This window comes from Achromobacter deleyi, assembly GCF_902859705.1.
In the GTDB taxonomy this organism is placed as follows: Bacteria; Pseudomonadota; Gammaproteobacteria; order Burkholderiales; family Burkholderiaceae_B; genus Achromobacter; species Achromobacter deleyi.
This window is the reverse complement of sequence record NZ_CADIJO010000001.1, coordinates 55,332-80,200: the sequence shown is the minus strand read 5'-3', so window position 1 is coordinate 80,200 and position 24,869 is coordinate 55,332. Positions and strand designations below refer to the sequence as shown.

General features: G+C 66.7%; 23 protein-coding genes. 12 read left to right on the top strand and 11 right to left on the bottom strand.

Going from position 1 to position 24,869, the window contains the following annotated elements; translation table 11 throughout:
* Positions 1 to 9: 9 nt before the first annotated feature.
* From HV798_RS00380 to HV798_RS00370, 3 genes are all read right to left on the bottom strand, one after another.
* A complete protein-coding gene (locus HV798_RS00380; protein WP_175190882.1) occupies positions 10 to 987 on the bottom strand; it encodes a Bug family tripartite tricarboxylate transporter substrate binding protein in 978 nt (325 codons plus the stop codon).
* Between the two features lie 118 nt (positions 988 to 1,105).
* Positions 1,106 to 2,014, bottom strand: coding sequence for a dihydrodipicolinate synthase family protein (locus HV798_RS00375; RefSeq protein WP_175190881.1), 909 nt, complete (start codon positions 2,012 to 2,014; stop codon positions 1,106 to 1,108).
* Positions 2,015 to 2,028: 14 nt separating this feature from the next.
* Complete coding sequence (locus HV798_RS00370; RefSeq protein ID WP_025136916.1) at positions 2,029 to 3,156, bottom strand: mandelate racemase/muconate lactonizing enzyme family protein; 1,128 nt, start codon at positions 3,154 to 3,156, stop codon at positions 2,029 to 2,031.
* 157 nt (positions 3,157 to 3,313) lie between these two features.
* Between HV798_RS00370 and HV798_RS00365 the strand changes: the two genes are divergently transcribed.
* Complete coding sequence (locus tag HV798_RS00365; RefSeq protein ID WP_025136915.1) at positions 3,314 to 4,177, top strand: LysR family transcriptional regulator; 864 nt, start codon at positions 3,314 to 3,316, stop codon at positions 4,175 to 4,177.
* On the opposite strand, the gene HV798_RS00360 is transcribed toward HV798_RS00365, so the two are convergent.
* Positions 4,174 to 5,373, bottom strand: a complete 1,200-nt coding sequence (locus tag HV798_RS00360) for an amidohydrolase family protein (RefSeq protein ID WP_175190880.1) — start codon at positions 5,371 to 5,373, stop codon at positions 4,174 to 4,176. The two genes, HV798_RS00365 and HV798_RS00360, sit on opposite strands and share 4 nt — an antisense overlap.
* A gap of 55 nt (positions 5,374 to 5,428) precedes the next feature.
* Complete coding sequence (locus HV798_RS00355; RefSeq protein ID WP_042884660.1) at positions 5,429 to 5,629, bottom strand: hypothetical protein; 201 nt, start codon at positions 5,627 to 5,629, stop codon at positions 5,429 to 5,431.
* Positions 5,630 to 5,819: 190 nt separating this feature from the next.
* On the opposite strand from HV798_RS00355, the gene HV798_RS00350 reads away from it, so the two are divergent.
* Together HV798_RS00350 and HV798_RS00345 are read left to right on the top strand one after the other, a co-directional pair.
* The gene (locus HV798_RS00350; RefSeq protein WP_175216317.1) at positions 5,820 to 6,323 is read left to right on the top strand and encodes an ASCH domain-containing protein; all 504 of its coding nucleotides are present in this window, start codon (positions 5,820 to 5,822) and stop codon (positions 6,321 to 6,323) included.
* 306 nt (positions 6,324 to 6,629) lie between these two features.
* On the top strand, positions 6,630 to 6,971 hold the full coding sequence (locus HV798_RS00345) for a virulence factor (RefSeq protein ID WP_025136912.1): 342 nt from the start codon (positions 6,630 to 6,632) through the stop codon (positions 6,969 to 6,971).
* 253 nt (positions 6,972 to 7,224) lie between these two features.
* Here the strand turns inward: HV798_RS00345 and HV798_RS00340 are convergent, their stop codons facing one another.
* The 4 genes from HV798_RS00340 to HV798_RS00325 form a co-directional block, all read right to left on the bottom strand.
* Complete coding sequence (locus HV798_RS00340; protein WP_082380555.1) at positions 7,225 to 7,473, bottom strand: hypothetical protein; 249 nt, start codon at positions 7,471 to 7,473, stop codon at positions 7,225 to 7,227.
* Positions 7,474 to 7,771: 298 nt separating this feature from the next.
* On the bottom strand, positions 7,772 to 9,118 hold the full coding sequence (serS, locus tag HV798_RS00335) for a serine--tRNA ligase (RefSeq protein ID WP_175190878.1): 1,347 nt from the start codon (positions 9,116 to 9,118) through the stop codon (positions 7,772 to 7,774).
* 42 nt (positions 9,119 to 9,160) lie between these two features.
* Complete coding sequence (locus HV798_RS00330) at positions 9,161 to 10,501, bottom strand: replication-associated recombination protein A (protein WP_175190877.1); 1,341 nt, start codon at positions 10,499 to 10,501, stop codon at positions 9,161 to 9,163.
* Positions 10,502 to 10,660: 159 nt separating this feature from the next.
* Positions 10,661 to 11,452, bottom strand: a complete 792-nt coding sequence (locus HV798_RS00325) for a deaminated glutathione amidase (RefSeq protein ID WP_175190876.1) — start codon at positions 11,450 to 11,452, stop codon at positions 10,661 to 10,663.
* 186 nt (positions 11,453 to 11,638) lie between these two features.
* Between HV798_RS00325 and HV798_RS00320 the strand changes: the two genes are divergently transcribed.
* The 9 genes from HV798_RS00320 to HV798_RS00280 all read left to right on the top strand — a co-directional run bounded on the left by HV798_RS00320 (position 11,639) and on the right by HV798_RS00280 (position 21,340).
* The gene (locus tag HV798_RS00320) at positions 11,639 to 12,907 is read left to right on the top strand and encodes an amino acid deaminase (protein ID WP_175190875.1); all 1,269 of its coding nucleotides are present in this window, start codon (positions 11,639 to 11,641) and stop codon (positions 12,905 to 12,907) included.
* Positions 12,908 to 13,025: 118 nt separating this feature from the next.
* Positions 13,026 to 14,585, top strand: coding sequence for an ABC transporter substrate-binding protein (locus HV798_RS00315; RefSeq protein ID WP_029953681.1), 1,560 nt, complete (start codon positions 13,026 to 13,028; stop codon positions 14,583 to 14,585).
* 94 nt (positions 14,586 to 14,679) lie between these two features.
* Positions 14,680 to 15,621, top strand: a complete 942-nt coding sequence (locus HV798_RS00310) for an ABC transporter permease (protein WP_025136906.1) — start codon at positions 14,680 to 14,682, stop codon at positions 15,619 to 15,621.
* Position 15,622: 1 nt separating this feature from the next.
* Positions 15,623 to 16,492: an ABC transporter permease gene (locus tag HV798_RS00305; protein WP_025136905.1), complete on the top strand. Its 870-nt coding sequence runs from the start codon at positions 15,623 to 15,625 to the stop codon at positions 16,490 to 16,492.
* A gap of 2 nt (positions 16,493 to 16,494) precedes the next feature.
* Complete coding sequence (locus HV798_RS00300; protein WP_175190874.1) at positions 16,495 to 17,502, top strand: ABC transporter ATP-binding protein; 1,008 nt, start codon at positions 16,495 to 16,497, stop codon at positions 17,500 to 17,502.
* Positions 17,499 to 18,500 (top strand): ABC transporter ATP-binding protein, encoded by a 1,002-nt coding sequence (locus HV798_RS00295; RefSeq protein ID WP_175190873.1) that lies wholly within the window; start codon positions 17,499 to 17,501, stop codon positions 18,498 to 18,500. The genes HV798_RS00300 and HV798_RS00295 overlap by 4 nt, the downstream gene beginning before the upstream one ends.
* Positions 18,501 to 18,537: 37 nt before the next feature.
* Positions 18,538 to 19,410: a MurR/RpiR family transcriptional regulator gene (locus HV798_RS00290; RefSeq protein WP_175190872.1), complete on the top strand. Its 873-nt coding sequence runs from the start codon at positions 18,538 to 18,540 to the stop codon at positions 19,408 to 19,410.
* 14 nt (positions 19,411 to 19,424) lie between these two features.
* Entirely contained in the window at positions 19,425 to 20,912 is a 1,488-nt protein-coding gene (locus tag HV798_RS00285; protein WP_175191112.1) for an N-acyl-D-amino-acid deacylase family protein, read from the top strand.
* Positions 20,909 to 21,340, top strand: coding sequence for a RidA family protein (locus HV798_RS00280; protein ID WP_175190871.1), 432 nt, complete (start codon positions 20,909 to 20,911; stop codon positions 21,338 to 21,340). The genes HV798_RS00285 and HV798_RS00280 overlap by 4 nt, the downstream gene beginning before the upstream one ends.
* Positions 21,341 to 21,820: 480 nt before the next feature.
* Here HV798_RS00280 and lolA read toward each other — a convergent pair whose 3' ends face one another.
* Together lolA and HV798_RS00270 are read right to left on the bottom strand one after the other, a co-directional pair.
* A complete protein-coding gene (gene lolA, locus HV798_RS00275) occupies positions 21,821 to 22,456 on the bottom strand; it encodes an outer membrane lipoprotein chaperone LolA (RefSeq protein ID WP_025136899.1) in 636 nt (211 codons plus the stop codon).
* Positions 22,456 to 24,834, bottom strand: a complete 2,379-nt coding sequence (locus HV798_RS00270; RefSeq protein ID WP_025136898.1) for a DNA translocase FtsK — start codon at positions 24,832 to 24,834, stop codon at positions 22,456 to 22,458. Before HV798_RS00270 ends, lolA begins: the two co-directional genes overlap by 1 nt.
* Positions 24,835 to 24,869 lie beyond the last annotated feature (35 nt).

The following is a 24,869-nucleotide window of genomic DNA, read 5'->3' as shown; positions in this document are numbered from 1 at the left end:
CGCGCCCGCTCAACCCTCGGCCACGATCTTCGCGTCCTGGATGGTCTTGGCGTATTTGCGCTGTTCGTCGCGCATGAAATCGGCAAAGCGCTGCACGCTGCCGCCGCCATCCTCGGCCCCCACTTGCGCCAGCTTTTCCTGCACGTCGGCCATGGCCAGCACCCGGTCGATATCCTGATTCATGCGCTGGACCATGGCGGCGGGCATCTTGGCCGGACCGACCATGCCGAACCAGATACTGGCCTCGAACCCCGGGTAGCCTTGCTCGGCCACGGTGGGCACATTGGGCTGGCTCTTGGAGCGCTGCTGCAAGGTCTGCGCCAGCGCCATCACCTTGCCCGACTGGATCAGCGGCGTGGCGGTGGTCATGCCTTCGAAGCAATACTGCACGTGGCCGCCCATCAGGTCGTTCATCAATGGCGCCGACCCCTTGTAGGGCACATGCAGCACATCGATATTGGCGCGCGCCTTGAAGATTTCCAGCGCCAGGTGCTGGGCCGAACCGCTGCCCGCGGACCCGAAGATGATCTTGCCCGGCTGGGCCCGGCACAGCGCCACCAGGTCCGGCAGGTTCTTGGCGGGCTGGTCCGCGCCGCCGATCAGCAGCGTGGGGGTCTTGCCCACCAATGCAATGGGCGAGAAATCCCGCTCGGCGGAATAGCCCAGCTTGGGCTGCAGGCCCGGCGCGATGCCGTGGCTGTTCACGTGGGCCATCAGCAGCGTGTTGCCATCACCCTGCTGGCGCGCCACCTGTTCGGCCGCGATGATGCCGGCCGCGCCCGCGCGGTTTTCGACGATCACCGGAATACCCCACATCACGCCCAGCTTCTGACCCAACAGGCGCGCCAGCACGTCCGTGCCGCCGCCCGCCGGAAACCCCACCACGATCTTGACGGGGCCGGGCGGCAAATCCTGCGCCCGCGCCGACGGCAGGACGAGCGCCGCCCCCAGCGCCGCGGCGCCGGTAATGAAATGCCTACGTTGCATGCTTGTCTCCTCGCGCGCCGGGTTCATGCCCGGCGACTGTTTAAGTAAGCCCTGCTTGCCGCCCGCCAGGCCAGCCACGATGCGGCTTGCCTCTCGGGCGGCTTGTCCTGCCCGTGGCTTAAACCACCGGCGCCGCCAGGCGCTGTGCCAGCTGCGCCGCCTGCGCGTCGGTCAATTCCACCAGCGGCGGACGCACCGTCGCCCACACCGGATCGTTGCGCCGCTGCGCGATCGCCGCCTTCATCGCCGGAATCATCGGATACGACTGGAAGATGGCGCGGGTTTCATTCAACGCGCGCTGCCGGTCTTCGGCACCGGCCTCCTTCCATGAGCGGTACAGCGCCACGATGGGACCGGCGTTGACATTGCCGGTGGCGGTGATGCAGCCGGCGCCGCCCGCCCGCATCGTCTCCAGCAACACGGTTTCGGTGCCCGCGAACACGTCAAAGCCGCGCGGCTGGAAGTCGCGCAGCATGGCCTGCGTATTGGCCCAGTCGCCCGAGCTGTCCTTGATACCGGCAACGATGCCGGGAAATTCACCCAGCAGGCGGTCGATCAGCCCCAGGCTGATGGGCACGCCCGACACCGGCGGGATGTGATACAGGTAGATGCGCAGACGCTCGTCGGCCACCCGCTCGATCACGTGCGCGAAGGCGCGGAACAGGCCTTCATCGCTGACGCCCTTGTAGTAGAAAGGCGGCAGCATCAGCACCCCGCCGCAGCCGGCGTTGACCGCGTGGCGGGTCAGCTCCACCGCGTCGGGCAGCGCGCACGCGCCGGTGCCCGGCATCATGCGAGCAGCCGGCAGGCCCGCATCCAGCAAGGCATCGAGCAGGTGGCGCTTTTCGGCCACGCTGAGCGAGTTCGCCTCGGAGTTCGTACCGAAGATCGCCAGCCCCGCGCCCTGCTCCAGCAGGCCGCGGCAGTGCCCGACAAAGCGCGGCGCGCTGGGCGACAGGTCTGCGTTGAAGGGCGTAAGGACCGGGGAATAAACGCCTTGCGGCCGGTCCGCGGCTCGGGTGCTCATGAATGCTCTCCTTGTCAGCGGCCGATGCGGGTCCACTTGCCGTAACGCTCGACCATGCGTTCGTCGAAACCGAATCCCAGGCCGGGTTCCTGGTGCAGCACCACGCGGCCTTCCTTATGGGTCAGTTGACGGTCCACCAGCTTGCGGAAATTCAGGACCTGATCGTCCCAGAAAAATTCAACATAGCGCGCATTGGGCGTGGCGGCCACCAGCGGCGCGTGCACATCGTGGAACCAGTGCGGGCACACCACCACGCCGTAGCTGGCGGCAGTCGCGGCGATGCGCTTCCATTCCGTGATGCCGCCACACACCGCGGCGTCGGTCTGCAGGATGCCTGCCGCGCCCTTGTCCAGCAGCTCCTTGTGGTACCAGCGCCCGTAGCCGATTTCAGCGGTGGCGATCGGCAGGTGCGTCAGGCGCGCCAGCTTGGCGTGGCTGTCGATGTCGTCCGGCCCGAACGGCTCTTCGATGAAATAGGGTTCGTACTGCTCGAAACGGCGGATGTACTGCATGGCCTGGGTCACGTCCTGCCAGGCGTTGTTGCAGTCCATCATCAGTTCCACGTCCGGCCCCACGGCTTCGCGCGCGGCCTTCAGGCGCGCTTCTTCTTCGCGCGGCGACAGGCGGCCCGTCTTCATCTTGACGGCCTTGAAGCCCTTGGCGACGTAGCTGGCCATTTCCTCGCCCAGGTGCTGCGGCGTCTTGCCGTCCAGGTAGTAGCCGCCGCTGGCATAGGCCGGCACGGTTTCAAGTTCCATCGCGCCCAGGAATTTGTGCAGCGGCAGGCCGGCGCTCTTGGCGTTCAGGTCCCACAGGGCGATGTCCAGCGCGCTGAGCGCGCGCATCACCGTGCCCTGGCGCCCTTGCAGCAGCGCTTCCTGGTACATGGCCTGCCACAGGCCTTCGACCGCGTGCGAATCGCGGCCCAGCAGCACGGGCGCCAGCAGGCTCTGCACCGCGGCTTCGAAGATCGCGCCCCCGGCGCTGCCGACGTAGCAAAAGCCGATGCCCTCCACCCCATCGGCGCTGCGGACCTTGACCAGGCCGTAATGGCGGGTGGAGACGGTGCGGTTCGAGAACGAAGTGACCTTGTCCAAGGGCACCGCGGCGGCGCAAACGTCGATGGATTCAATGATGGGCACGGCTGGCTCCTGATAAGGGAATAGTGCGGGTTACGCCGCCGGCGCGCTTTGCGCCGGCGCAACGCTGAACCGCATTCTTGCCCTCAGCAAAGAAACAAACAATTATCCTGAACCATCTTTAGAATATGGAAAAAACATCTTCCAAGAGCGCTCTCCCGTGGATTCGAGATTTCTGCAGACCTATGTACACGTGGTGGAACTGGGCTCCATCGCGCAGGCGGCCCGCCATCAGGGGCTGACGCCCGCCACGGTGCAGCAGCGGCTGCGCGCACTGGAAGCGGACATGGGCAGCGCGCTCATCGCGCGGTCGGGCCGCACCGTCAAGCCCACCGCGGCCGGCACCCGCATCCTGGAACGCGCCCGCAACGTGCTGCGCGATCTGCGCGACCTGCGCTCGGCCGCCACCGAATCGGACCTGCCCGCCGGCCCGCTGCGCCTGGGCGCCACGCCCACCGCCCTGACCGGCATCATGCCGCCCGTGCTGCGCACCTGGGCGGCGCGCCACCCGCATATCGAGATCTACATCGAACCGGCGCCCACCACCCTGCTCTACAGCAAGGTGCTGGCCGGCGAACTGGACGGTGCGCTGCTGGTGCACCCCATGTTCACGCTGCCGAAATCCTGCGTCTGGCGCGACCTGCGGCGCGAGCCGCTGGTGCTGGTGACGCCGGTGGACATGGTGGTGGACGACCCGCTGGCCGTGATCGCACGCGAGCCCTATATCCGCTACGACCGCAGCGTGGTGGGCGGCCGCATGGCCGACGACTACCTGCGCGCCCGCAACCTGCGTCCGCAGGTACGGTTCGAGCTGGACGGCATCGATTCCATCGCCAAGCTGGTGTCGGAAGGGTTGGGCGTGGCGCTGTTGCCCGATTGGGCCACCACGGGCGCATCGACCGCGCCCGTCAAGCGGTGGCCGCTGCCCGCGCCCTGCCCCACGCGCACGGTCGGCGCGATCTGGCCGCGTTCGGGCGTGCGCTCGGAACTGATGCGGGCGTTCGTGGAACTGGCCGAACGCTAGGCCGCCACGTCGCCCAGCAATTGGCCATGGCGCGCCACGACGCGGCCGCCTGACACCACCAGACGGCGCGGCGCGCGTTGCGCCACGGCTTCGGCCACACCGCTGGCCTGTACCAGTACCAGGTCGGCGCGCGCGCCCGGCGTCAGACCGTAGTCGGCAAAGCCACAGGCACGGGCCGCGCCGGCACTGACGCAATCAAACGCCCATTGCACTTCGTCGTCGCGGCGCAGGTCGTTGCGCAGGCCGATCATCATGGCGCGCGCCAGCATGTCGGGGCTGCCATAGGGCGTCCAGGTATCGCGGATGCCGTCGTTGCCGCCAAAGATCGTGACGCCGGCCTCGCGACAGGCGCGCACGGCCGGCACGGGACGCGACGGCGGCGCCGTGGTCAGCACGGCCACGTCCAGCGCGGCCATGCGCTTGAGCAGGCCGTCCAGGCGCTTGGCATCGACCGCGCCCAGACAGAATGCATGGCTGATGACGACCCGGCCGGCCAGGCCCAAGGCCTGCGTGCGATCCAGGATCAGGTCGAGCGTGAAGGCGCCCAGGTCTCCGGGCTCGTGCAGATGGATATCGATGGGTTTGCCATGCTTGTCGGCCAGCCCGAACAGCACGTCCAGCGACTGCGCCGGGTCGCGGTCGATGGCGGACGGATCCAGCCCGCCCAGCACGTCGGCGCCTTGCGCCAGCGCCTGGTCCAGCAGCGCCGCGGTGCCCGGCCGGATCAACAGGCCCGACTGCGGGAACGCCACGGTCTGGATTTCCACCTGTCCGGCCAGCGCTTCGCGGGTCTGGTGCACGCCGTCCAGATGGCGCAGCCCGGCGTCGGTATCGACGTCGACATGGCTGCGGATGCGGGTCGTGCCTTCGCGCAGGAAGGCCAGCGCCAGGGCACGCGAATGGGCGGCAGCGTCGTGCCCGCTGGCGGCGCGCCAGGCGCGCTCGTTGTCGATGCGGTCGGTCAGGGCCGGCCCCACCTGGTTCACGTACCAGGGCGAATCCCAGGTGGTCTTGTCCAGATGGGTATGCCCTTCCACCAGCCCGGGCAGCAGCAGCGCGCCGTCGCCCGCTTCATGCGGCACGCCGGCAGGCGCTTGCAGGTTGGGGCCGATGCGTTCGATACGGCCGCGGCTTACCAGCACGTCGGCCGCGGTGCCGTCAGGCAGGCGAACGTTGTTCAACAACAGGTCAGTCATGGAAGCGTCCTTGACGCGCAGTGCAGGCGATGCGCGGCGCCAGGGCCGCGCCGGCTCAGGCTTGCTGCGGCGGTTCGATCCAGAAGAAACGCTGTCCCTGGCGAATCATGTCGGCCACGCCTTCGGCGCCCAGGCGATAGTCGGTGCCCATGAGCGTGGCGCCGCCGTCTTCATGGATATGGATGACGGCCAGCGGGTCGGAGGCCATGGTGTACCAGTAGTAACCGGGCTTGAGATCATGCAGGTCTGTGTTCATGGTTCGAGTATACAAACAACGCCCGGGCGTATTCAAAAAGACACACAATTAACCCTTTGCCTGACATGGCGGCGACGACGCGTCATACTGTTCGTGCGAGGCTTCATAAAGCCCGCCATGTTGGCACGCGTCGACTCGGCCGCAGCATCATTAGCGCGCAAGCGTTGATCGTGAGGGGAACAGCGAGCGTATGAAAAGGCAGGCACTTCAATTCAGCGAGCCGCTCAAGCAAGCCATCCTGGACGGCTATAAGGTGCAAACCCGGCGCATCGTCAAACCGCAGCCCACCAAGCTCACCACCGCCTGGTATGCGGATGCATCCGATTCCGGGAAATGGGTCGCCATGGGGCCCGCCAAGGACGGCTCGGCAGAACTGCGCAAGACCTCGCCATGGGTCAGTTGCCCGTATGGAAAATCGGGCGAGAGCATTATCCTCACCGACGAAATGGGCAAGCCATTTGCCACCGCGGTCGTGGTCGGCGTGCGCATCCAGCGCCTGCAGAAACTGTCGGACGCCGACGCCCGCGCCGAAGGCACGCAAGCGCTCTACCAATCGTCCGCGCTCTTGCCCGGGGTGCCATTGCAAACAGCGTTTGCCTTGACCTGGTGCGAACGCTACGGCGCTCACGCCTGGGCCGCCAATCCCTGGGTCTGGGTCGTGGAATTCCGCTGCCAGCAACCCGGCGAGGCCTGACCCGCCCCCCCAGGGCAGGCGTACCGGTGTTGCCATCATGGGAATCGCCGCGCCCCGATGGTGACCGCCTGTAACCCCGCCTCGGGACGTCAAGGCATTCCGCCGTATTTCAGTCGATTTCAACTGCGGGTTTACCAGAGCGGGACGGATCTGCGGCAACGCAACAAGCGGATCGCCAGGCGCGCGGCAACCGTTGCGGATTGTCGCTATTGAGGCAGGCCCGCTTACCCACGCCGAACCGAAAAGACCGAAAATGGTCCTAACGAATACTCAACTTTGCTGCGTCACGCAGTAGGCAGGTGCAACATGAAAAAATGGCTAATCGCAGGTGTGGGTGCAGCGGGTCTGCTGATCTCCAGCGTCGCGTTGGCTCGCGTGGACGTCGGGATCTCCATCGGCGTGCCCGGGGTGGTCTACCCGGCCCCGGTGTATGTCGCCCCCGCCCCCGTCTATGTGGCGCCGGCGCCGGTCTACGCGCCGCCGCCCCCGGTCTATTACCGTCCGGCGCCCGTCTACGTCGCGCCCCCGGTGGTCTACCCCGCCCCGGTCTACATCCGCGGCGGCGGCTACTGGCGCGGCCATGGCCACGGCTACTACCGCGGCCCCGGCCCGGGTTATTACCACGGCCGCGGCGACTGGCGCCGTTGATGCCTCGCCGGCAGGCCCTGCCGGCGTACCCTGCAAAACAAAGGCCACTCTAGCGAGTGGCCTTTTTTTCTGCGGGGCAATTTCCGGTACCCCGGAGAAAGCGTGTCAGGCTGCGGGAGCCTGGACGGGTTTGCCTGCCGAGACGACGGGCGGATGCTGCGGCGCCGGGGTGGGCTTGCCATCAGCCCAACGCGGCGTTTCTTGAACAAGATCGATCCAGCGGCGCGGCGCACTCGACGCCCGCCACCAGCCATTATGCGGACGCATGAGCAAACTCCGGTTCACCGTTGAAACGCACACCATTGATTTCTTCAAACAATTGCCGGCTTTCCTGTTCTGCTTCGTGCAAGCTTGCGAACGGTGCCTGTCCCGGCACGGTCCAGCATTTTTCCGGTGCGGTTCCGCCTACGCGGCGAGTCCATATCTGCACGCGGAAGCCCTGCTCGTCATCTTGAGCCACAGAGCATCTCACACGAAAATCTCCAATCATTCTTGAAGTCATGGACAACTCCTTGTTATATAAGTGAATGAAGCGTGTAGAACGCATGCGTATTGTGCCGTAACTATCTGGCCCTTTTATTGAAAATACACAATTGCTCACATCAAAATCAAGCACTCACGCGTTGAGCATAATCTCCCAACAAGTCAGAAATATGTCTCGATGATAGGCAGGCGGGGTTATTCGCTCCATCCGCCTTGTGGCGTATGGCGCGCGGCGGGACAAGCCATTCATTGCCAACGGCAATAAAAAAACGGAGCCGAGGCTCCGTTTTTTTATTTTGCGAATACCTCGACAGGCGTCAGGGCTTCAATACCGTCAGGCCACCCATGTACGGCTGCAGCGCTTCGGGAACCAGGACGCTGCCATCGGCTTGCTGGTGGTTTTCGAGCACGGCCACCAGCGCGCGGCCCACGGCCAGGCCGGAACCGTTGAGCGTGTGCACGTATTCCGGCTTGCCCTGGGCATTGCGGAAACGCGCCTGCATGCGGCGGGCCTGGAAGGTTTCGCAGTTGGACACCGACGAGATCTCGCGCCAGGTGTTCTGCGCCGGCAGCCAGACTTCCAGGTCGTACGTCTTGGCCGAGCCGAAACCCATGTCGCCGGTGCACAGCAGCACCACGCGGTACGGCAGGCCCAGCAGCTGCAACACGCGTTCGGCGTGACCGACCATGTCTTCGAGCGCCGCGTAGGACTGGTCCGGCTGCGTGATCTGCACCATTTCGACCTTGTCGAACTGGTGCTGGCGGATCATGCCGCGGGTGTCGCGGCCGCCGCTGCCGGCTTCGGAACGGAAGCACGGCGTGTGGGCGGTGAGCTTGAGCGGCAGGTCGGCGGCAGCCTGGATGGTGTCGCGCGCCACGCTGGTGAGCGTGATTTCCGAGGTGGAAATCAGGTACTGGTCTTCCCGCACGAAGGGCTTGCCGTGCTCGTCGACCTTGGGATCGTCGTCGCCGCCGCCCTTGGACACGGCGAACATGTCGTCCTTGAACTTGGGCAGCTGGCCCGTGCCGTACAGGGTCGAGGCGTTGACGATGTACGGGGTGTAGCACTCGGTGTAGCCGTGGGTGCCGGTCTGCAGGTCCAGCATGAACTGCGACAGCGCGCGGTGCAGGCGGGCGATGGGGCCGCGCATGAACGAGAAGCGCGCGCCCGACAGCTTGGCGGCCATGTCGAAATCCAGGCCCAGCGGTTCGCCGATGGCCACATGGTCGCGGGCCTCGAAGGCCAGCGGCTGCGGATTGCCGTCGGCACCGGCCGCGGCGGGCAGCCAGCGGCGGACTTCGACGTTGTCGTCGGCCGATTCGCCCAGCGGCACGCTGGCGTGCGGCAGGTTCGGCACCGACATCAGCAGCTCGTTCAGCGGCTGCTGCAAGGAGGCCAGTTCCTCTTCCAGCTGCTTCAGGCGTTCGGGCACGGCCTGCGATTCCGCCATGACGGCGCTGGCGTCTTCGCCCTTGGCCTTGAGCTGACCGATCTGCTTGGCCAGCGCGTTGCGGCGGGCCTGCAGGGATTCGGTTTCGGTCTGGACGGCCTTGCGGCGAGATTCCAGCTCGTTGAACCGTTCCGTGTCGAAGGACACGCCACGGCTCTTGAGGCGGTCTACGACGGTTTGCAGGTCTTTGCGCAGCAGTATCGGGTCTAGCATAGTGGTGTCGGTGAGGTTGCGAGAAGCAACGGGCGGCGCCCGTTACCGTTTCTTGGCACGTTCTTCTGCGTCCAGCTGGCGCAGAAATGCCAACTTTTGCTGGATTTTAGCCTCCAGGCCGCGATCGGTTGGCCGATAGAAGGACGGATTGAGCCCATCGGGGAAATATTGCTCGGCCGCGGCGTAGCCATGGGGCTCGTCGTGGGCATAGCGATAGGCCTTGCCGTGGCCCAGTTGCTTCATGAGCTTGGTGGGCGCATTGCGCAGGTGGATGGGCACCGGCGCGCTGCCGTGCTCGGCCGCGAACTTGCGGGCCTGGTTGTAGGCGTTGTAGACGGCGTTGGACTTGGCCGCGCAGGCCATGTAGACCACCGCCTGGGCCAGCGCCAATTCGCCCTCGGGCGAACCCAGCCGTTCGTAGATGTCGGCGCCGTTCACGGCCAGGTCGGTGGCGCGCGGATCGGCCAGGCCGATGTCCTCGACGGCCATGCGCACCAGCCGGCGCGACAGGTATTTCGGGTCGGCGCCGCCGTCGATCATGCGGCAGAACCAGTACAGCGCGGCGTCGGGGTTGGAGCCGCGCACCGACTTGTGCAGCGCGCTGATCTGGTCGTAGAAGGCGTCGCCGCCCTTGTCGAAGCGCCGCAGGTTCTGCGACAACGAGATTTCCAGCCACTCGGCATCGACCGTGTCGCGGCCGGCGGACTGGGCGGATTCGGCCACCACTTCCACGGCGCTGATGAGCCGGCGCGCGTCGCCGTCGGCCCAGGCCGCGAGTTGTTCGCGCGCATCGGGTGCGATGTGGATCCTGGCGTCGTCCTCCAGGCCATCGTTGAGCGCCTCGGCGGCGCGGTCGACCAGTTGCTGCAGTTCTTCCGCGGTAAGCGATTGCAGCACGTAGACGCGGGCGCGCGACAGCAACGCGGAATTGACCTCGAACGAGGGGTTTTCCGTGGTCGCGCCGATGAAGGTGAACAGGCCGCTTTCGACGTAGGGCAGGAAGGCGTCCTGCTGCGCCTTGTTGAAGCGGTGCACCTCGTCGACGAACAGGATGGTGCGGCGGCCCTGGCCCTGGGCCACCTGGGCCACCGTGACCGCGTCGCGGATGTCCTTGACCCCGCCCAGCACGGCGGAAATGGCGATGAACTGGGCGTCGAAGCCGTCGGCCATCAGGCGCGCCAGCGTGGTCTTGCCCACGCCGGGCGGCCCCCAGAAGATCATGGAGTGCGGACGGCCGGATTCGAAGGCGACGCGCAGGGGCTTGTCTGGGCCCAGCAGGTGCGACTGGCCGACCACGTCGGCCAGCGAACGCGGGCGCAGGCGTTCGGCCAGGGGCACATAGGGCCGATGCGCAGGATCGGCCGCGAAGAGATCGTTGCTCATTGGCAGCAGATGGGGGAAGACGGCAAGGAAATCAAGCCAGTATTACACCATGCCGGACCAGTTCCCTGCCGCAGGTCAGGGGCAGGCCCTGCTGCCGATTTCAGCCTGGCGCTGCCCCTTGCGCAACCGCGCGGCCCGGCTTGCGGGCCGCGTCAGCCGTCAGGCCAGTTGCGGCGCCGCGAAACGGCGGTTGGCCAGCACCGGCAGCACCTTGCGGGCATGCGCCAGGCGTTCCGGGTCGATGTCCGCGAACACCAGGGCCGGCGCCTCGCCGGCCTGGGCCGTGACCACGCCCAAGGGGTCCACCACCATGCTGCAGCCGATATTGCGCTCGCCGCATTCGCCGGTGGCCGCGATGTAGCAGGTGTTTTCCAGCGCGCGGGCCGTGACCAGCACTTCCCAGTGCTTTTCCTTGAGCGGGCCGCGGACCCAGGCCGCCGGCAGCACCAGCAGGTCGGCGCCGTCCAGCGCCAGGCGGCGCGCCAGTTCGGGGAAGCGCACGTCGTAGCAGGTCATCAGGCCGATCTTCAGGCCGCCGAGTTCGAGCAGCGGCGGGATGTCGTTGCCCGGGGTGACGTTGGTGGATTCCTTCATGGTGAAGGCGTCGTACAGATGCAGTTTGCGGTACTGCGACACGATGCGGCCGTCCTGGATCGTGACCAGCGTGTTCCAGACGCGGCCTTCGCCGGTGGGCACGTGCACGCACATCATGGTCGCCAGGTCTGAACCCCGGCTGGCCTCGAGCAAGCGCGTCATGAAGGGGCCGTCCAGCGGCTGCGCGGCCTTCAGGACGATCTGGGGATCGGTGATATCGCGCGCCAGGATGCCTTCGGGCAGCACCAGCAGGCCGGCGCCGCCCTCGCGGGCGCGCCGCATGAGATCGACACAGACCTGGGCGTTTTCTTCCCAGACGCGGCTGACGGCGAACTGGCCCAAAGCGACTTTCAGCATGACTCTTCCTTGTATGGGGCGGCGGGCGCGCAGGCCCGCGAATTCCTCGGCGAATTGCCTATTGTCGCGCCAACCGGTCCGACCTGCCGCCTACGGGTAACTCCCAACTGCCGCTTGTAAATTCTTTTCACGATAATGAAAAAAAACGGATTTGCCGTAAATATTTTCCATAAACAGGCGCCCACCATGCCCCATTCCTCCTCCCCCGCAGCCCCTCTGGACGTCAACGGCAAAGGCCTGGGCGCCTTCCCCGAGGCCTGTACGACCGCCGACGTGGCGGCGCTGAACTGGAACCTGCTCGCCGAAGACGTCAGCCTGCCCGTGGCGGTGCTGTACGAGGCCCGGGTGCGGCACAACCTGCAATGGATGCAGCGCTTCATGGAAGCGTACCGCGTCAAGCTGGCGCCGCACGGCAAGACCACCATGAGCCCGGCGCTGTTCAAGCGCCAGATCGACAACGGCGCCTGGGGCATCACGCTGGCGACCGCCCCGCAGGTGGCCGCCGCCTACCAGCACGGCATCCGCCGGGTGCTGATGGCCAATCAACTGGTCGGCCGCGCCAACATGGCCTTGATCGCCAAGCTGCTGCGCGACCCCGCCTTCACCTTTTTCTGCATCGTCGACTCTGCCGCCAACGCCGCCCAGCTGGGCCGCTATTTCGGCGAGCAGGGGCTGGTGCTGCCCGTGCTGATCGAACTGGGCCCCACGGGCGGGCGCACCGGCGTGCGCGACGACGCGCAACTGCAGGCCGTGGTCGAGGAAATCGGCCGCTGGCCCGGCCTGGCCCTGGCCGGCATCGAAGTCTACGAAGGCGTGTTGCAGGAAGAGGCCGCCATCCGCGCGTTCCTGCGCCGCGCCACCGACGCGCTGCGTGGCCTGGCCACCGCCGGCCGCCTGCGCAAGCACGGCCCGGCGCTGATCTCCGGCGCCGGTTCGGCCTGGTTCGACGTGGTGGCCGAGGAATTCTCGCAGCTGGACATCGGCGCGCCGCTGGAAATCGTGCTGCGCCCGGGTTGCTACCTGTCCCACGACGTGGGCGTCTACCGCTCGGCGGCCGAACGCATCAACGCCCACAACCCCGTGGCCCACAAGATGGAGCCGGGCCTGCAGCCCGCGCTGCAAGTCTGGGCCTACGTGCAATCGCTGCCCGAGCCGGGCCGCGCCATCGTGGCCATGGGCAAGCGCGACGCGGCCTTCGACGCCGGCCTGCCGACGCCGTCACTGCACTACCGCCCCGGCCAGGCCGCCCCGCAGGGCGCGCCCGCGCAATGGAAGCTGACCGCCATGATGGACCAGCACGCCTTCATGCAGATCGGCGAGGCCGACGACATCCAGGTCGGCGACATGATCGCCTTCGACATTTCCCACCCCTGCCTGACGTTCGACAAGTGGCGCCAGGTGCTGCTGGTGGACGAGCAGTACCGCGTCACCGACGTGGCCGAGACCTTCTTCTGAACGCCCCCAGCCTGACGCCTTAGCGCCAGGCCCCGAGGGGGCAAAAGAAGACTTGGGGAACCCGGCGCCTTTTCCGAATTACGCGACAACCTGTTTTTGACCCTCTGGAGAGAGAATCATGAACTTCCGTACCTCCCGGCGAGGCGGTGGGCTGAAGAGCCTGCTCGCGGCCGGCGCAATTGGCTTGACCGCATTGTCGACCCCCGCCCTCTGTGCCACGCCGGTCAAGGGAGGCACGATTTCGGTGGCCACCATCGGTGAACCGCCGACGCTGGACCCGATGAGCAGCACCGCCGACCTGGTGGGCATCCTGACCCAGCATTTCTTCGAAACGCTGTACACCTTCGACGCCAAGTGGAACCTGACCCCGCTGCTGGCCGACAAGATGCCCGACGTGACGCCGGACGGCCTGGTCTACACCATCGCCCTGCGCCAGGGCATCACGTTCCATGACGGTTCCAAGATGGATTCGTCGGACGTGCTGGCCTCGCTCAAGCGCTGGACCGAGACCGCCACCCGCGGCAAGATGGCCGCCAAGGTCATCGCCAACATCGAAGCGCCCGACGCCAACACGATCCGCATCACGCTCAAGCAGCCCTACGCGCCGCTGACCGCGCTGCTGGCCATGAACAACGCCGCCGCCGTGATCATGCCCAAGGGCAAGATCGCCCCGGTGCTGACCGAGATCGTCGGCACCGGCCCCTACCAGCTCAAGGCGCGCGTGCCGGACCAGTACATCCAGCTGACGCGCTTCGAAGGCTACAAGCAGCGCGAAGGCGAGCCCGACGGCTACGGCGGCGCACGCAAGCAATACCTGGACGAAATCCGCTTCGTGCCGGTCGGCAACGCCAACACGCGTTCCGAAGCCGCCGCCGCGGGCCAGTTCGACTACGTCGATTCGCTGCCGGTCGAAGCGCTGGACAAGCTCAAGGGCGGCCGTTCCGACCCGGTGATGCTCAAGCCGTTCGGCTGGCCCCGCCTGGTGCTCAACACCAAGCAAGGCATCATGTCCAACCTGGCGGTGCGCCAGGCCGTGCAGCTGGCGCTGAACGAAGAAGACATGCTGTACGCCGCCTTCGGCAACAAAGAGTTCTACAAGCTCAACGGCGACCTGTATCCGGAAGGCTACCCCTGGGCCACGTCGCTGGGCGGCAAGGTCTACAACAAGGCCGACACCGCCGCCGCCAAGAAGCTGCTGGACGGCGCCAATCTGCAAGACAAGAAGATCCGCATCCTGACCAGCCAGCAGTACGAGTTCCATTACAAGATGGCACTGGTGGCCGCGGAATACCTGAAGGCCGCCGGCTTCACGGTGGACATGCAGGTAGTGGACTGGGCCACGCTGACCCAGCGCCGCCAGGACCCCGCCGTGTGGGACATCTTCATTACCCATAGCGTGTTCCTGCCCGAACCGGCGTTGATCGACTTCCCGTCCAAGGACGCGCCGGGCTGGTGGGACACGCCGCGCCGCGCGCAGGTGATGGACGCCTTCAACCAGGCCCGCACCCAGGAAGAACGCGTCAAGCGCTGGGCCGACGTGCAGCAGGCCGTGTACGACGAAATCCCCTTCGTGAAGGTGGGCGACTTCAACGCCCAGGCCGCCCGCTCGCCGTCGCTGCAAGGCGTCAAGCCCGCGCCGTGGCCGTACTTCTGGAACGCCTGGAAGTCGGCGAAGTAACAGCCGCCCCCGCAAGCCAGGCCCCGGGATGGGCCGACACCGGCCCATCCCGCCCGGCGCCTGCCGTCCGCGCACTGATCTTTAGGATTCCACTGTGTTGCGTTATCTCTTGAACCGGCTGATCGGGCTGGTGGCCGTGATGTTCATCGTCGCGACCATCGTGTTCGTGATCATCCGCGTCACGCCCGGCAACCCCGCGGCCGTGATGCTCGGGCCCCAGGCCAGCCAGGCGGACATTGCCGCGCTGGAACATCAACTGGGGCTGGACCGCCCCCTGCCCGTGCAGTACGTCTCGTGGCTGGGCAAGCTGGTGCAGGGCGACCTGGGCCAGTCCATCTTCATGAACAAGCCGGTGCTGTCGGCGCTGGCCGATCGCGCAGAACCGACCCTGCTGCTGACGCTGATGTCGCTGCTGATCGCCACCGCCATCGCGTTGCCGGTGGGCATCCTGTCGGCGGTCAAGCGCGGCACCACGCTGGACCAGTCGGTGCTGTCGTTCTCGATGTTCACGTCCAGCGTGCCCAGTTTCTGGCTGGGCCTGCTGCTGATGCAGCTGTTCTCGGTGAAGCTGGGCTGGCTGCCGGTGTCCGGCTATGGCGGCCCCGATGCCTCGCTGGCAACCCGCGTGTCGCACCTGATCCTGCCCGCCGTGGTGCTGGGCCTGGTCAATTCGGCGCTGATCACCCGCTTCATCCGCGCCAGCATGCTGGACGTGCTGCGTGACGACTACGTGCGCACCGCCCGGGCCAAGGGCCTGCCGGAAAGCAAGGTCATCCTGAAGCACGCCGTGCGCAACGCGCTGATCCCGATCCTGACGGTGCTGGGGTTGACGACTGCCTTGCTGATCAGCGGCGCCGTGGTGACCGAAACCGTGTTCGGCCTGCCTGGCGTGGGCAGCCTGGTGGTGTCGGCCGTGCTGCGCCGCGACTACCCCGTCATCCAGGGCGCACTGCTGATCATTGCCGCGATCTACGTCCTGATCAATCTGTTCATCGACCTGCTCTACCTGCTGGTCGACCCCCGGGTGCGTTACTAATATGGCCATCGCAACTTCCCCAACGTCCGGCGTCGACCGCTGGCAGGTCTTGCGCCTGCTGGTGGCGCGCAAGACGGTGCTGATCAGCCTGATCGTCATCGTCGTGCTGGTGGCCGCCGCGCTGCTGGCCCCCTGGGTCAGCCCGTTCGACCCCTACAAGCTGTCGATCATGAACCGGCTCAAGGCGCCCAGCGCCACCCACTGGTTCGGCACCGACGACTTCGGTCGCGACGTGTTCAGCCGCGTCATCCACGGCGGCCGGCTGTCGCTGATGGTGGGCTTCTCGGTGGTGATCCTGTCCAGCGTGCTGGGCATTGCCCTGGGCCTGATCGCGGGCTTTTTCCGCTCGGCCGACAAGTTCGTGTCGCGCCTGATCGACGCCATGATGGCCTTCCCGGACATCCTGCTGGCCATCTCGCTGGTGGCCGCGCTGGGCCCGTCGCTGGTGAACGTGGTGATCGCGCTGGGCATCGTGTACACGCCGCGCCTCGCCCGCATCGTGCGCGCCTCGACGCTGGTGATCCGCGAACTGCCGTTCGTGGAAGCCGCCCGCGCGCTGGGCGTCAGCACCTGGCGCATCGTCACGGTGCACGTGCTGCGCAACCTGCTGTCGCCCATTCTGGTGCAGGGCACTTTCATCTTCGCCTACGCGATCCTGGCCGAAGCCGGCCTGTCGTTCCTGGGCGTGGGCGTTTCGCCCGACATTCCCACCTGGGGCACCATGATCAACGCCGGCCAGCAGTACATGGGTTCGGCCGACTGGATCATGATCTTCCCCGGCATCGCCATTGTCCTGTCCGTGCTGTCGCTGCAACTGGTCGGCGACGGACTGCGCGACGTCCTCGATCCGCGCCTGCGCAAGGAGCTGTAATCATGACCGCAAGCACCCGAGACGTCGTGCTGTCGGTGGAAGGCCTGAAAACCTGGTTCCACAGCCGCGACGGCATCGCCAAATCGGTGGACGGCGTCACCTTCGACCTGGCCCGCGGCGAAACGCTGGCCATCGTGGGGGAATCCGGTTCCGGCAAGTCCGTGACCAGCCTGTCGATCATGGGCCTCTTGCCCAAGCCGGCCGGCCGCATCGAGGCGGGCAAGATCCGCTTTCGCGATCGCCGCGGCCAGGAACACGACCTGGCCCACGCGTCGGCCTCGACCTTGCGCCGCATCCGCGGCGCCGAGATCGCGATGATCTTCCAGGAACCCATGACCAGCCTGAATCCGCTGTACACGGTGGGCGACCAGATCGCCGAGGCCGTGCTGCAGCACGAAGGCGGTTCGCACGCGGCGGCCATGAAGCGCGCCCGCGAGATGCTGGACCGCGTCGAGATTCCGGCGGCTGACCGGCGCGTGAACGAGTATCCGCACCAGATGTCGGGCGGCATGCGCCAACGCGTCATGATCGCGCTGGCGCTGGCCTGCAACCCGGCCGTGCTGATCGCCGACGAGCCCACCACCGCGCTGGACGTGACGGTGCAGGCGCAGATCCTGGACCTGCTGCGCCGCCTGCAGGCCGAGATGAACATGAGCATCCTGTTCATCACGCACAACCTGGGCGTGGTGGCCGAGATCGCGCATCGCGTGGCCGTGATGTACGCCGGCCGCGTGGTCGAGGACGCCGGGGTCTACGACCTGTTCGAAAAGCCTACCCACCCCTATACCCGCGGCCTCTTGTCCTGCCTGCCGACCGCGGCGCTGCTGGCCTCCGGCGAGCGCCTGCGCGCCATTCCGGGCAACGTGCCCAGCGTGCTGTCGCTGCCTGCCGGCTGTACGTTCGCGCCGCGCTGCGAGCTGGCTGACGACAGTTGCCTGCGCGCCGTGCCCGACCTGGTGACGGTGCAAGACCAGCACCGCGCCCGCTGCATCAAGGTGACCCCGCTATGACCGCAAGCCCCCAGCCCATCCGCGCTGCCGATCCGCTGGTGCGCATCGAGGACCTGAAGGTTCATTTCCCCACGTCGCAGGCCCGCAACGCCCCGGTGGTGCGGGCCGTGGACGGCGTCAGCTTCGACGTGCCGCGCAACACCATCGTCGGCCTGGTGGGAGAATCCGGCTCCGGCAAGACCACCACCGGCCGCGCCCTGCTGCGCCTGTTCGCACCCACCGCCGGCCGCCTGCTGTTCGACGGCCAGGACATCACGCACCTGTCCGAAAAGCAGATGCTGCCCTGGCGCCGCCGCATGCAGATCGTGTTCCAGGACCCCTACGCCAGCCTGAACCCGCGCATGACGGTCGCCGAGATCCTGGGCGAGGCGCTGGACACCCACCGCCTGGCCCAGACCCGCCGCGACGCGCGCATCGGCGAATTGCTCGAACGCGTCGGCCTGAACGCCGACCACAGCCGCCGCTATCCGCACGAGTTCTCGGGCGGGCAGCGCCAGCGCATCGGCATTGCCCGAGCATTGGCGGTGGAACCGGACTTCATCGTGGCCGACGAGCCCGTATCGGCCCTGGACGTGTCGGTGCAGGCGCAGGTGCTGAACCTGCTGCAGGACCTGCAGCGCGACCTGGGCCTGACCATGCTGTTCGTGGCGCACGACCTGGCCGTGGTCGACTACCTGTGCGACGAAGTGGTGGTGATGTACCTGGGCCGCGTGATGGAACGCGGACCGACCAGCGAAGTCTATGCCCGGCCGCGCCATCCCTACACCCGCGCACTGCTGTCGGCCGCGCCGGTGCCAGATCCGCGCGCACCGCGTTCGCGTATTCTGCTCAAGGGCGATATCCCCAGCCCGGTCAACCCGCCGTCGGGATGCGTATTCCGCACCCGCTGCCCGCACGCCATCGAGGCCTGCGCCACCACCGAAGCGCGCGACGTCAATGTCGGGCCAGGCCATTTCGCGGCCTGTTCGCGCCTCGGCGACCCTGAGCTGGCCGCGTAGGGACACACGCCCGCCCGAATCGATCCAGGAATTGCACATGAACATCATCCGCGACATCGTCTTCCAGATCCGCAGCCGCCGGGACGACCTGAGCGTGACCGAACGCAAGGTGGCCGACGCCATCCTGGACAACATCATCTGGAGCGCCAGCGCCACCGTCGACCAGCTGGCGGCCAAGGCCGGCGTCAGCATCGCCACGATCTCTCGCTTTGCCCGCACGGTCGGCTGCGACGACACCCGCGATCTGAAGATGAAGCTGGCCCAGGCCAGCACCGTGGGCAGCCGCTTCCTGGACCAGAACGCCCCGGCCGAGGAAAGCACGTTCTACGCACGCATCTACGCCGACATCGAAAGCACGCTGCGCGCCCACCTGCCGAACTTCACCGAGCCGCTGTTCGAGGCCGCAGCGTCCATCGTCGACGGCGCCCGCATGATCTACGTATTCGGTATGGGCGGCGCATCGGCCGTACTGGCGCAGGAAGTGCAGTCACGCCTGGTGCGCCTGGGCTATCCCATTGCCGTCTACAGCGACGCCGTGTTGCTGCGCATGGTCGCCGCCACGCTGGACGAGCGCGACGCCGTGCTGGTCCTGTCGGCCTCGGGCCTGACGCCGGAAATCGTCGGCGCCGCCCGCATCGTCAAGCAGTACCGTGCGCGCCTGGTCGCCATCACCGACGCGACCTCCGAGCTGGCCAAGCTTGCCGACGTGGTGCTGCCGATCCGCACGGACGAAACCGACTTCATCTACAAACCATCGGCGTCGCGCTACGCGATGATGCTGGCCATCGACCTGTTGTCCACCGAACTGGCCATGCTGAACCAAGAAGAGAACCGCGAACGCCTGCGCCGCATCAAGCTGGCGCTGGACGAACACCGCGGCGGCCCCAACCGGCTGCCGCTGGGCGATTGAACCTGGAAACCATGATGTACGACACCCTCATAGGCAACGTCCGCGTCCTCGACGGCTCGGGCGGCGCCGACTACGTCGCCAGCGTCGCGCTGGCCGACGGCCGCATTGCCGCCATCGGCGAACTGCCCGGCGCCACGGCGCGCCAGGTCATCGACGGCAGCGGCCTGGCGCTGGCCCCCGGCTTCATCGACGTCCACACCCACGACGACACCAACGTCATCCGCACCCCGGGCATGCTGCCCAAGCTGTCGCAGGGCGTGACCACCGTGGTGGTGGGCAACTGCGGCATCAGCGCCTCGCCCGTCTCGCTGCGCGGCGACCCGCCCGATCCGATGAACCTGCTGGGGCAGCGCGACGACTTTGCCTACCCCACCTTTGCCGCCTACACCCGCGCCATCGAAGCCGCACAACCGGCGGTGAACGTCGCCGCGCTGGTGGGCCACACCGCCCTGCGCAACAACCACATGGACCGCCTGGACCGCGCCGCCACCCGCGATGAAGTCCTGGCCATGCGCGAACAGTTGCGCGACGCCCTGGCGCACGGCGCCATCGGCCTGAGCACCGGCCTGGCCTATGGCTCGGCCATCGAAGCCGACACCGCCGAGGTCAAGCTGCTGGCCGAAGCCCTGGACGAATTCGGCGCGCTCTACACCACCCACCTGCGCTCGGAATTCGCCGCCATCCTGGAAGCCATGCAAGAGGCCTTCGACATCGCCCTGCACGCCCGCGTGCCGGTGGTGGTGTCGCACCTGAAATGCGCCGGCGCCGGCAACTGGGGCCGCACCAAAGAAGTGCTGTTCAAGCTGGAAAACGCCGGCCGCCTGCAACACGTCGGCTGCGACTGCTACCCCTATTCCGCCAGCTCGTCCACGCTGGACCTCAAGCAGGTCACCGACGAATTCGACATCGACATCACCTGGTCCGTGCCGCACCCCGAACAGGCCCGCCGCAAACTCGCCGCCGTCGCCGCCGACTGGGGCGTCAGCCTGCTCGAAGCCGCCCAGCGCCTGCAACCTGCCGGCGCGGTCTATCACAACATGCACGAAGACGACGTGCGCCGCGTGCTGTCGCACCGCCTGACCATGGTCGGCTCAGACGGCCTGCCCAACGACCCCATGCCGCACCCGCGCCTGTGGGGCGCCTTTCCCCGCGTGCTCGGCCACTACAGCCGCGACGTCGGCCTGTTCCCCCTGGCCGAAGCCGTGCACAAGATGACCGGCCTGTCCGCCGCCCGCTTCGGCCTGGCCGAACGCGGCCTGATCCGCCAAGGCTTTCACGCCGACCTCGTGCTCTTTGACCCCGACACCGTCATCGACCGCGCCACCTTCGCCGCCCCCGTCCAGACCGCCGCCGGCATCGAGGCCGTCTGGGTCAACGGCGCCCTGTCCTATCACCAGGGCCAGCCCACCGGCGACCGCGCCGGCCGCTGGCTGCCCCGCAACGGCGACCTGCGCGCCAGCTTCGCCGCGTCCACCCCTTCTTCCACCCAGGAGCCCACATGAGCAACGCACCCACCCCCGACAACAACGGCATCACCCGCTACGGCGTCGCCGGCGGCACCGGCCAAGGCGGCTCCCACATGCCCTTCGCCCGCGCCGTCGCCGCCGACGGCTGGCTCTACGTCTCGGGCCAGGTCCCCATGGAAAACGGCGAAGTCATCGAAGGCGGCACCGTCGCCCAATGCCACAAAGCCATCCAGCAAGTCCTGGCCATCCTGAAAGAAGCCGGCTACGGCCCCGAACACGTCATCCGCTGCGGCGTCTGGCTGGACGACGCCCGCGACTTCCCGTCGTTCAACAAGGTGTTCAAGGAATACTTCGGCAACAACCCGCCCGCACGCGCCTGCGTGCAGTCCCCCCTGATGGTGGACGCCAAGGTAGAAATTGATTGTGTGGCGTATAAGAGCCCCCACGCCGCGCTCACTGCGTGAGCTTGCTGCCCCCCAAGGGGGCTGCCCGGCCTTCGGGCGGCCGCGCGGCCGGGCGACTATCCTAGCGTGGCACCTGGGAAAGACACTACGCCAGCGCGCAGCGCCAACACCACGACGCAGCACACTGCCGAAGCCCCAAAAGGCCGCCCGCGCGGTCGGCCTGGGGCAAGCGACGCAAACCTCTCCCCAACCCTCGGTCTAGCAGACCCCCATTTCTCGCAACCGGTAGCCCGGCGCGGGGTGCGCATACGCTGAGCGCGCCGTCGATGCGCCCGAGGGAATCTGAAGGGAGGGCCGAAGGCCCGTACGAAGATGACGAGGGGGAAGTCCGGAGCGAAGGCTCCGGACCGCAATCGTTGGCGCGCTCAGCGTATGCGCACCCCGTGCCGGGCGGCCTACGAAGCAATGTCCCACGCCAGCAAAGAAAACAACCAAAACAAAAAGACCGCGCCCGTCGCGCGCAGCGACTAGGCCTCAAGCCTACATCTTGACCACATCAACGCCTTTAGGCGCCACAAACTGAAACTCTTTATCCGCCAACTTGGGATTAGGCACAATCCCGGAAAGATCCACCCGCGTCGTCTGCCCAAAAGAATCCAGCAATTCGACTCGAACCGGCAGATTGTCCTTCATCCCGATATCCACCCGCGAAAACCCCGCATCCGCGGTCCGCGGCTTGGCCCGCAGCCAATCGACGCCATCCTTGGAAGGCAACGCAGACACATCGAACGACTGCTCCAGCGACCCCGACCCGAACAGGATCGCGGCCGGCGACGTGCCGATCGCCGCATCCACCTTGCGCTCGGTCACCTGCGCCAGATCCGGATCGAACTGGAACACCTGACGGCCGTCCGAAATCACCAGCTGTTCATACGGCTTTTGCACCGCCCACTTGAACTTCCCCGGCCGCTGGAAGGAAAACACCCCCGTCTGCGCCGGCTGCGTACGCCCTTGCGTATTCACCGTGTACTGCGAAAAAGACCCCGTCGCCGCCGTCACCGTGCTGACGAACGAGCGCAACTGTTCCTGCGCGCTGGCCGCCACGGCCGAAACCGGAACCAGCGCGGGAGCCACGCAAAAAGCCAGGGCTGCGGCCAGGCCACGAAACGTCTTCATCATGCTTCCTCTCGAGCGGCGGCGGCAGGAACCAGGATTTCCCGGTTGCCATTGGACTGCATCGCCGACACCATACCCGATTGTTCCATCTGCTCGAGTAACCGCGCCGCACGGTTGTAACCAATGCGCAAATGGCGCTGCACCAACGAGATCGAGGCGCGGCGGTGCTTGAGCACCACCTCGCAGGCCTGGTCGTACATCGGGTCGGACTCGGCGTCGCCGCCGATGCCCGTGACGCTGCTGGCGCCTTCGCCGCCGTCACCATCCAGCCCACCTTCCAGCAGGCCTTCGATGTAGTTCGGTTCGCCCTGCGCCTTCAGGCTTTCGACCACCCGGTGCACTTCATCGTCGCTGACGAAAGCCCCGTGCACACGCACCGGCAGCCCCGTGCCCGGCGGCATGTAGAGCATGTCACCCTGGCCCAGCAGCGTTTCAGCGCCCATCTGGTCAAGAATGGTGCGCGAATCGATCTTGGACGACACCTGGAACGCAATGCGGGTCGGGATGTTGGCCTTGATCAGGCCGGTGATCACGTCCACGCTGGGGCGTTGCGTCGCCAGGATCAAATGGATGCCGGCCGCACGCGCCTTCTGGGCCAGGCGGGCGATCAGTTCTTCGATCTTCTTGCCCACCACCATCATCAGGTCGGCCAGCTCGTCGATGACCACCACGATGGTGGGCAGCGGCGCCAGCGGCTCGGGCTGGTCGGGCGTCAGCGAGAACGGATTGGGAATCGGCTCTTCGCGCTTGATCGCGTCGCGGATCTTGGTGTTGTAGCCGGCCAGGTTGCGCACGCCCATCTTGCTCATCAGACGGTAGCGTTTTTCCATTTCGCCCACGCACCAGTTCAGCGCATTGGCGGCCTGGCGCATATCCGTAACCACCGGCGCCAGCAGGTGCGGAATGCCTTCGTAGACGCTCATTTCGAGCATCTTCGGGTCGATCAGGATCACGCGCGTGTGGGAGGCGTCGGCCTTGTAGAGCAGCGACAGGATCATGGCGTTGATCCCGACGGACTTGCCCGAGCCGGTCGTGCCCGCCACCAGCAGGTGGGGCATCTTGGCCAGGTCGGCCACCACCGGGTTGCCGGCAATGTCCTTGCCCAGCGCCATGGTCACGACCGAATGGCTGGCGTGATAGGTCTGCGACCCCAGGATCTCCGACAGCCGAACCATCTGGCGGCGCGGGTTGGGCAGTTCCAGGCCCATCAGGTTCTTGCCCGGAATGGTTTCCACCACCCGGATGCTGACCAGGCTGAGCGCCCGGGCCAGGTCCTTGGCCAGGTTGACGATCTGGCTGCCCTTCACGCCGGTGGCCGGCTCGATTTCGTAGCGCGTGATCACCGGGCCGGCCTGCGCCGCCACCACCGTGACGGACACGCCGAAGTCGGCCAGCTTCTTTTCGATCAGGCGCGAGGTGAATTCGATGGTCTCGGCCGACACCGTTTCCTGGTTGGCCAGCGGCGGGTCGAGCAGGCTGATCGCCGGCAGATCGCCTTCGCCGCCCGAGGGCGCGAAGAACAGCGACTGCTGCTTTTCCTTTTCGACGCGTTCGGACTTGGGCACCACGGTGATGGCCGGTTCGATCCGCACCGGCTGCTCGTGGACCAGCTTTTCCTGCTTGGCCACGACCTGCTCGGTACGCACGGCCTTGGCCACTTCGCCGACCTTGCGATCTTCGCGGGCGGCGTAGGAATTGCGCACGCGGCGCACCATGCCTTCCATCCAGGAACCCACGCGCTCGGCCACGGTCAGCCACGAGAACGAGAAGAACAGGCTCAGGCCGATCGCCAGCATGACCAGAAAGGCCAGGGTGCTGCCGGTAAAGCCGATACTGCGGCTGGTCAGTTCGGCCAGGGTGTGGCCGATGACGCCGCCGGCGCCGCTGGCGTTTTCCGAAGCGCCCGGCAAGTGGGTACCGCGGCTGGCCAGGCGCAGGGCTTCCATGCCCAGCGAACCGAACAACAAGAGGAAAAAGCCGATGCCCTCTTCCCAGTGGACGCGCGGCAACACTTCCGGTTGTTTACTATTGGTAACACGAAGGTGGCTGGCCAGGCGGCGGTAGCCCGCCCGCACCCGGTGCAACAGCAGGATGACCCACCACCAGGCGGAAAAACCGAAAAGATAGAGCAGGATGTCCGCCAGGTAGGCGCCCAGCGTTCCACCCTTGTTGTGAATGGCGCCGGCGGGGACGGAATGCGACCAGCCAGGGTCGGCGGCGCTCCAGGTGGCCAGCACCAGCGTGAGCCAGGCCGCCAGGGCGGCGAAGAGAATCCAGCGGGCCTCGCGCAGCAGCGCGGAGATACGCGTCTGCAGGGGCGATGGCCCGTTACGGGTGTTGCGCGAAGCGCGCGGAGAAGCAGTCGAGATACGCGGCATGCGGCTCATTATAATTGGGCGTTAACCTAAAGATA